Origin of the sequence: Rhodococcus sp. (in: high G+C Gram-positive bacteria) (genome assembly GCF_049591685.1) — a bacterium.
Lineage (GTDB): Bacteria > Actinomycetota > Actinomycetes > Mycobacteriales > Mycobacteriaceae > Rhodococcoides.
Genome location: NZ_JBAWFH010000292.1, coordinates 1 through 8,885, shown reverse-complemented (window position 1 = coordinate 8,885; position 8,885 = coordinate 1). Strand labels below are relative to the sequence as shown.

At 66.1% G+C, this 8,885-nt stretch carries 1 protein-coding gene; it reads right to left on the bottom strand.

The genetic code is table 11. The features are described from left to right. Positions 1-8,885, bottom strand: an 8,885-nt coding sequence (locus WBQ44_RS12150; RefSeq protein WP_495566939.1) for an amino acid adenylation domain-containing protein, incomplete at both ends; no start/stop codon positions are given.

Sequence of the window (8,885 nt, the reverse complement as noted above, 5' to 3'; positions counted from 1 at the left end):
GCTTTCGACCCAGCGAGCGACGTCGCCGGTGCGATAAAGCCTCCCCGCACCGAACGGATTCGCCACGAACCGAACCGCCGACAGATCGGCGCGGCCGAGATATCCACGCGCCAGCTGACCGCCCGAGACATACAGCTCACCTGCCACACCCACCGGAACGGGCGCCAACCTCGAATCCAGAACATAGACCCCGAGTCCGGAAATAGGGGCACCGATCACCGACGCCGACCCGATCGCATCAGCCGACAGAGCGCGGAAGGAAACGTGCACGGTGGTCTCGGTGATGCCGTACATGTTCACCAACAGCGGACCCGACCGCCCACCCGACGCAGCGGCCGAACCGCCACCGTGTCGCTCGAACCAACCGGCGAGGCGACGAGGCTCGAGCGCCTCACCACCGAACACCACATACCTCAGCGCCAGCTCCCCCGCATCCGCGGGCTGCACCCGATCCAACTCCGCGAGCTGATAGAACGCCGACGGCGTCTGATTGAGCACCGTCACACCCTCGGTGACGAGGAGTTCACGGAACGCCTCCGGCGACCGCGACGTGAAGTAATCCACCATCACCAGCGTTCCGCCGTACAGCAGCGGTCCCCACAGCTCCCATACCGAGAAGTCGAAAGCATACGAGTGGAACATCGTCCACACGTCGGTCTCGCCGAACCCGAACGAGACATCGGTGTTGTCCATCAACCGCAGCACGGTGTGATGGGGAATCTGCACACCCTTGGGCCTACCGGTCGAACCCGAGGTGTAAATGACGTAGGCGAGGTTGTCGCTGCGCAACGGAGAAACCCGGTCCGCATCGCTCACCCGAGACGACGACACACCCGAATTATCGGACCCGACATCGACCACCGACACACCAGCGTCGCGAATGCTCGCCATGGAGTCGCCGGCCAAGACCTCTGCTGTCGTCACCGCAGCCACCGGTGCAGCGTCGGCCACCATGAACTCCACGCGTTCACGCGGATACGACGGGTCCACCGGCAGATACCCCGCACCCGACTTCACCACCGCGAGCAACGCGACGACCAAGTCCACCGAACGCGGAAGCGCAACCGCCACCAACGAATCCGGCCGTGCACCCACAGCGATCAAGCGCCGCGCCAGAACGTTGACGCGGGCGTCGAGTTCGGCGTACGTCAGAGAAACACCCTCGAAACGCACCGCAACACCGCGCGGATGCGCAGCGACCGCGGCATCGAAACGATCGACCAGCGTGCCGCCACCGACATGCACATCAGGTCCCGACGAACTCCACTGCGACAACACCCGATCGCGGACCACACCGCCGACGATGTCGATGTCTCCGACCGCCGTCGACGAATCCTCGCTCGCGCCCGAGAGAACCGCGAGGAACTGCTCCCCCATCTTCTCCACCGTCGACGCCTCGAACAGATCGGTGGCGTAGCTGACGTAGCAGGTCAGACCACCCTCATCTGCATCCTCGAAGGTGAACTGCACGTCGAACTTGGCGATCTCCGCATCGAACTCAAGCGCCTCGACGGACAGTCCGGGGAGCTCGAGTGCGGTGCGGCCGAGGTTCTGGAACGCCAGAACCACCTGTACCAGTGGATGACGCGCCTGGGAGCGCTGCGGGTCGAGAATCTCCACGAGTCGCTCGAACGGGACATCCGCGTGGCCGAACGCCTGCAGATCGACTTCCCTGGCGTGGGCGAGCAGCTCGGTGAAACTTGCCGATGGGGACACCGATGTCCGCAGCACAAGCGTGTTGACGAACATCCCGATCAGGTTGTCGAGGCGAGCGTCGCCGCGCCCCGCGATCGGGGTTCCGATTGCGACGTCGTCCGTGGCCGAGAGGCGAGCCATCAGCACAGCCAGGGCGGCGTGCACAACCATGAACAGGGTCGTGTTCTGCTCGCGCGCAAGCACTTCAAGTCGATCGCGCAGCTCCGGCGGCACCGTGAACTGCTGTGTACGGCCACGGTAACTTGCCACAGCCGGGCGCACGTGATCGAAGGGAAGCTCTATCTGATCGGCCAGCCCTGCCAATTGGTCGGTCCAGTAGGCGACCTGCTTCGCCGCCTGCGAAGTCGGATCGTCTTCGCTGCCGAGCACTTCCCGCTGCCACAGCGTGTAGTCCGCGTACTGAACGTCGAGGGGCTGCCACGTAGGCGCGTCGCCCGCGGCGCGAGCGGCATACGAGGTCATCACGTCCGTCGTCAACGGCCCCATGGAGAACCCGTCGGCGGCGATGTGATGCACCACGAACACGAGCACGTGGTCCGTGTCGTTCACCGCGAGCAGCCGCCCCCGGACCGGTACTTCTTCGGTGACGTCGAATCCACCGGACACGATCTCGACGACGGTGTTCACGACGTCGTCGGAGCTCACCGGCGTGGCCTCCAACGCGATCGGCACCTCCGCCGGATCGAGTATCACCTGATGACCCACACCGTCGATCTCCGGGTACACCGTGCGCATCGTCTCGTGGCGACCGACCAGGTCGCTGACCGCGGCCCGAAGCGCGTCCGCGTCGAGCTCGCCGAGGAGCCTGATGGCCACCGGGATGTTGTTGACCGCCGACTCGGTGTCGAATCGGTTGAGGAACCACATCCGCTGCTGCGCAAGCGAGAGCGGAACGAGCTCCGGCCGCGGCCGGGCGGCGAGTGCAGCTCGGCCGCCGGCGCCGACGTGATCCTCCACGCGTCGGGCGAGTTCGCCGACCGTCGACGCGTCGAAGAGTGCCCTGACGGGAACCTGGGCGTCGAGCGCGGCACTCAGTCGCGACGACACCTGCGTCGCGATCAGCGAGTTACCGCCGAGTGCGAAGAAATCGTCGTCCAAGCCGACTCGGTCGACGCCCGCGGCCTCGAGATCGAGGACGCTCGCGAAGACGTCGGCGACGATCTGTTCGATCGGCGTTCCCGGCGCACGGAACGGCGCGGCCTCGAACTCGGGCTCCGGCAGCGCTTTTCGGTCCAACTTGCCCGAGCTGGTCAGCGGAAGCGCGTCCAAGAGGACAAACGCCGACGGAACCATGAACGCGGGGAGCCGCTCGCCTGCAGCGCGACCGACCGCTTCGACCGAGGCACCGCCCGAGGCGACGACCCACGCGACCAGACGGTCGTCGCGAACGGCCACCACGGCCTGGGAGACCGCGTCGGAGGCGAGCAGTGCATTTTCGATCTCACCCAGTTCGATGCGCTGTCCACGCAGCTTGACCTGGAAGTCGGAGCGACCCACGTATTCGAGTTCGCCCGCGTCGTTCCACCGGACCACATCGCCGGTGCGATAGAGCCTGCCGGGTCCGAACGGGTTCGCCACGAAACGGTCCGCCGTCAGATCCGGACGCGAGCTGTAGCCGCGCGCCAGTTGCACGCCACCGAGGTAGAGCTCCCCCTCGGCGCCGGTCGGAGCGAGGCGAAGTGCGTTGTCCAACACGTAGACCCGCGTGTTGTGCACCGGTCGGCCGATCGGCACGCCGGACACATCGGCCTCGGAATACCGGTGGTAGGTCACGTCGACGGCGGCTTCCGTCGGTCCGTACAGGTTGACGACGGAGGCCGACGGCAGCAGCCTGACGAGGTGTGCCGCGGTAGTGGACGGCAACGCCTCACCGGACGCGAACACCCACCGCAGAGTGGTCGCCGAAACGGCGGACGGCTCGGCGGTGAACACCGACAGCATGGACGGCACGAAGTGCGCCACCGACACGGACTCGGTGTCGAACAGCCGTGCCAGATAGGCGGGATCGCGATGCCCGTCCGGGCGCGCGATGACCATCGTTGCTCCGACACGCAGTGGCCAGAACAACTCCCACACCGACACGTCGAACGTCACCGGCGTCTTCTGCACGACGACATCGGCAGCGCGCAGCTCGTACTCGTGCTGCATCCACTCGAGCCGGTTGACGATCGCCCGGTGGCTGATGCTCACACCCTTGGGCCGACCGGTCGACCCCGACGTGAACAGCACGTAGGCGGCGTTGTCCGGCCGCGTCGTACCGCGCTGCGCGGCGGTCAACGGTTCACCCGACAGCTCGTTCAGCGCCGCGTCGTCGACGAACACCGTCGGGACCGACGTACCCACCACGAGTTCGTCACGAGCCGTGGTCAGGACGAGCACCGCACCCGACGTGTCGAGAATGTAACCGGTGCGCTCCGCGGGTTGTTCCGGATCCAGTGGCACGTACGCGCCGCCGGCCCGCAGGACGGCGTAGATGCCGACCAACAGGTCGACCGATCGCCGCATGCCCACGGCGACGGCGGTATCGGCACCCACACCTCGTTCGACGAGCTGCCGTGCCAGCCGGTTCACCCGGGTGGAGAAGTCGCGGTACGTGACTGTGTCGCCCTCGAACACCAGGGCAGTCGCGTCGGGAGTCCGCGTCACCTGTTCGTCGAACGCGTCCAGCAACAGGCCTTCGGCAACATCGTGATCGGTTGCGTTTCGGCCTGTTTCCAGCATGGTGCGTTCGACTTCGTCGAGTAGATCGATCTCGCCGACGGGTCGGGCCGGATCGCTCGCGACGGCGTGCAGGATCCGTTCGACCCTACCGATTACGGCAGACGCCTCGTCCGCGCCGAACAAGTCCTCGAAGTACTTCAGCGTCAAGCGAATTCGATCGTTCGCCACGATCAGCAACGTGAGTGGGTAGTGAGTGCTGTCGTTCGATTCGACGCCGGTCACGGCCATGCCGTCGATGTCGGACGCTTGCGCTGCCAGACCTGCCTCGTCGACGGGGTACGACTCGAACACCGTCAACGTGTCGAACAGATTGCCGACGCCTGCCGCCCGCTGAATCTCTGTCAGGCCGAGGTAGTGGTGCGCCAGCAGATCGGCTTGCTCGCCCTGCAGCCGAGTGAGCATGGCTTCGAGCGACTCGGCAGGGTCGAGGCGGACACGGACGGGCAACGTATTGATGAACAACCCGACCATCGACTCGACGCCCGGCAGTTCGGCGGGCCGACCGGAGACGGTGGCGCCGAAGACGACGTCGTCACGGCCCGTGGATGCCGCCAGGAGGATTCCCCAGGCAGCCTGCACCAGTGTGTTGACGGTGACGCCGAGACGTGCGCCCAGCGCCGACAGCGACGCCGAAAGTTCTGCCGAGAGCGTCGTGTCCACGGCGCCCGAACGCGAGGTGATCTCGCGACCGGCCGACGCGGGAGCCAGGATCGTCGGTTCCGGTGCGTCTTCGAGGGCCCGCGCCCAGACACGGGCGGACTCGACGCGATCCTGACGCGCGATCCAGGTCAGGAAAGCGCGGTACGAGGAAATCCTGGGCAGTGATGCCGCATCGCCGTGCGCTGCGTACAGGAACAGCAGGTCACGCATCAACAGCGGCATCGACCAGCCGTCCACGAGGATGTGGTGGTTGGCGAACAGGAGTCGGTACTCCCCCTCCGCCAGTGTGACGAGGGTGAACCGCACGAGAGGTGGTGAGGCAACGTCGAACTGCGCCGCCTGCTCCTGTACGCGCAGTGCCTCGTAGGCAGCTGTTCGCTCGTCCCCTTCGAGATGAGACAGGTCGTGCTCGGTCCACGGCACCTCGACACCGTCGGTGACCACCTGCACCGACGACCCGTCGGCCGTGGACACGAAGGCCGTTCGCAGGTTGTCGTAGCGGTCGAGGAGCGACTGCGCTGCGGCACGCAGACGAGGTGCGTCCACCATGCCCTCGAGCGTGAGCACCATCTGCATCGTGTAGACGTCGAGTGACGATCCGGCCAGCATTGCGTGGAACAGCAGACCCGATTGAAGCGGTGCGAGCGACCAGATGTCCCGAACAGCCGGGTATTCGGCCTCGACGAGGTCGATGTCGCTCTGCGTCAGGGCGACGAGAGGGAGGTCTGACGGCGTCAAGCCGCCGGCGGACCCGATTCGTACATGCTCGGCGAGTTCGGACAGTGCCGAGACCCACAAATCTGCGAGTTCGCGCACCGCAGCGGCATCGATTGCACCGCGCGGGAATGCGAACGTTGCCGCCAGCTCCGACCGCTCGCCTGAGCCGCGCACGATGGCGTTGATGTCGACCGTCTTGTTCGCGGGCATGTCCGCATCGCCGACGACGTTCAGCTCGTCGAAGTCGGACGCGGGCAACCAGCCGTCGATGCCCTCCGGTAGTTCGCCGATGGTTTCGCGGCCAAGATAGTTGAAGCTGATCTGGCCGGTTGAGAGCTGCGAGAGCTCGGTTGCGGTGTCGCGGTTGAGATATCGCAGCATGCCGTATCCCATGCCCCTGTCCGGGATGGCCAGCAACTGTTCTTTCACCGCCTTGACGACCGCGCCGAGCGCGTCGCTCGCGGCAGTGTCGATGCCGGTCAGATCGAGGCGCACGGGGAAGACACTGGTGAACCAGCCGACGGTGCGCGACAGATCGGCACCGGCGACGAGTTCTTCTTCTCTACCGTGGCCTTCGAGCTGAATCAGTGTTGCGGGCGCGTCGATGCCGCGCGAGGCTCGGAAGCGACCGACGGCGACTGCGAGGGCTGCGAGCAGACCATCGTTCACTCCGCCGCGGAACGCCTCGGGCACCGAGGTCAGCAGCGCGTGGGTGACGTTCGACGGCACGACGACCGAAAGGCGGTCGACCGTCGAGGAGACGTCGAGTGCGGGGTCGAACGGCCGGGTGCCGAGCACGGGGTCCTCTGTCGCAGCGATATCGCGCCACAGGTCCAGCTCGGCGAGGCGGTGCTCGGACTGTGCTTGCTCTGCCAATGCGTGTGCCCAGCGGCGCTCGGATGTACCGACCTCGGGAAGCACCGGGCTGTTGCCCAGCGCGATCTGAGCCCATGCGGAAACGAAGTCCGGCACCAGGATTCGCCAGGAGACCCCGTCCACGACGAGGTGGTGAGCCACGACGACGAGTCTGCCGGAGCGGGTCGGCCCCAGGTCGACCCAGACGAAACGGAGAACCTGGCCTGCGCGTGGATCCAGTCGTGCCATCGACGCGTCGACAGCGGCACTCGCCGACGCGAGAACGCCGCCCGGTTCGGAGGACGCGGCGACCTCGACTCGGTCGACCATCGACACGACGTCCACGGTGCCGGGCTCGGAAATCTCGAGACCCCACCCCTGCTCATCGTGCACGAGTCGCGCGCGGAGTCCGTCGTGACGATCGACGACCGCCTCGATGGTGGCCACGATGCCCTTGCGGTCGATGCCGACCGGCAGTTCGAGGGTGACCGTCTGGACGAACCGGTCGAACGACCCGCCTCGTTCGATCATCACGCGTTCGATCATCGACTGCGCGAACGGCATCAGCGGCATCCGTCCCACGCCGCCGCCCGGGAGCTCGTCGAGAACGGACTCGGGAACGAGCGCATCCTCGGTCGTCGACACCGCCGCCAAGCGGGCAACGGTCTTCTGTTCGAACACGTCGCGCGGGGTGATGATGACGCCACGAGCCCGCGCTCGCGCAACGAGCTGGATGGAGACGATGCTGTCACCGCCCAGAGCGAAGAAGGAATCGTCGATTCCGACTCGCTCGAGTCCGAGCACGTCGGCAAACACGTCGCCGAGTACCTGTTCCACGTCGGTCTCCGCATCACGGAATTGCGCATCGGATTCGAATGCCGGCTCGGGCAGAGCCTTTCGATCCAGCTTGCCCGACGGACCTAGTGGCAGCGCGTCCAACACGATCACCATCGCGGGCACCATGTACTCGGGAACCACCGATCCGGTGGACCGCAGCAGTTCGTCCACGTCGACCGACTGTCCGGCGACGGGCACCACGTAGGCCACCAGCTGATCGCGAACGACCAGCACGACCGCCTGCGAAACGGAATCGTCGGTCGCGAGAGCGGACTCGATCTCGCCGAGTTCGATGCGCAGGCCACGCAGCTTGACCTGGAAGTCCGAACGCCCGATGTACTCGAGCTCTCCGGACATGGTCCAGCGGACGAGGTCGCCGGTGCGGTACAGGCGACCGGAGCCGGTATCGAACGGGTCGGCCACGAAACGATCCGCCGTCAGGTCGGGCCGGCTGTGATAGCCGCGAGCCAACTGCAAGCCCGCGAGATACAGCTCGCCCACCATTCCGACCGGCACCGGACGCAACCGGCCGTCCAACACGTGTACCCGGGTGTTGAACACCGGACGACCGATGGGCACTGCAACAGTGTCGTGGGCGTCGTCGTACTCGTGATACGTCACGTCGACGGCGGCCTCGGTCGGGCCGTAGAGGTTGATCAACCGGGCAGTCGGCAGTGCACCCTGCGTGGCCCGAGCGGTCTGCACCGGCAGCGCCTCACCCGACGCGAAGATCCATCGCAACGAATCCGCCTGTGTTGCCGTGGGTTCCGCAGCGAACACCGCGAGCATCGACGGCACGAAGTGTGCCGTCGTGACGCCCTCGGTACGGATGAGCTCCGCCAGGTACACCGGATCGCGATGCCCGTCGGGCTTGGCCACGACCAACCGCGCACCGATCTGCATGGGCCAGAACAGCTCCCACACCGATACGTCGAACGTGACCGGCGTCTTCTGCACCACCACGTCGTCGGGTCGCAGACCGTACTGCTCCTGCATCCACACCAACCGGTTGACGATCGCCCCGTGGCTGATCGTCACACCCTTCGGCCGTCCGGTGGACCCTGAGGTGAAGAGCACGTATGCGGCATTCTCCGGACGCAACACACCGATTCGGTCGCCGTCGGTCACCGATGCATCGGAGAACGACGAGTGCGAGCTGTCGTCGACGTGCACCACGGAGACCTCGGCCCCGGTGAATCCGTCACGCGAGGTGGTCAGTGCCAGCGCCGCGCCCGAGACGTCGAGAATGTACTTCACTCGATCTTCGGGCTGGTCCGGGTCGATCGGAACATATCCGGCCCCGGCCTTGACCACACCGTAGAGACCGACCATCAAATCCAGCGAACGACGCATAGCCAACGCCACGAGGGATTCCGACC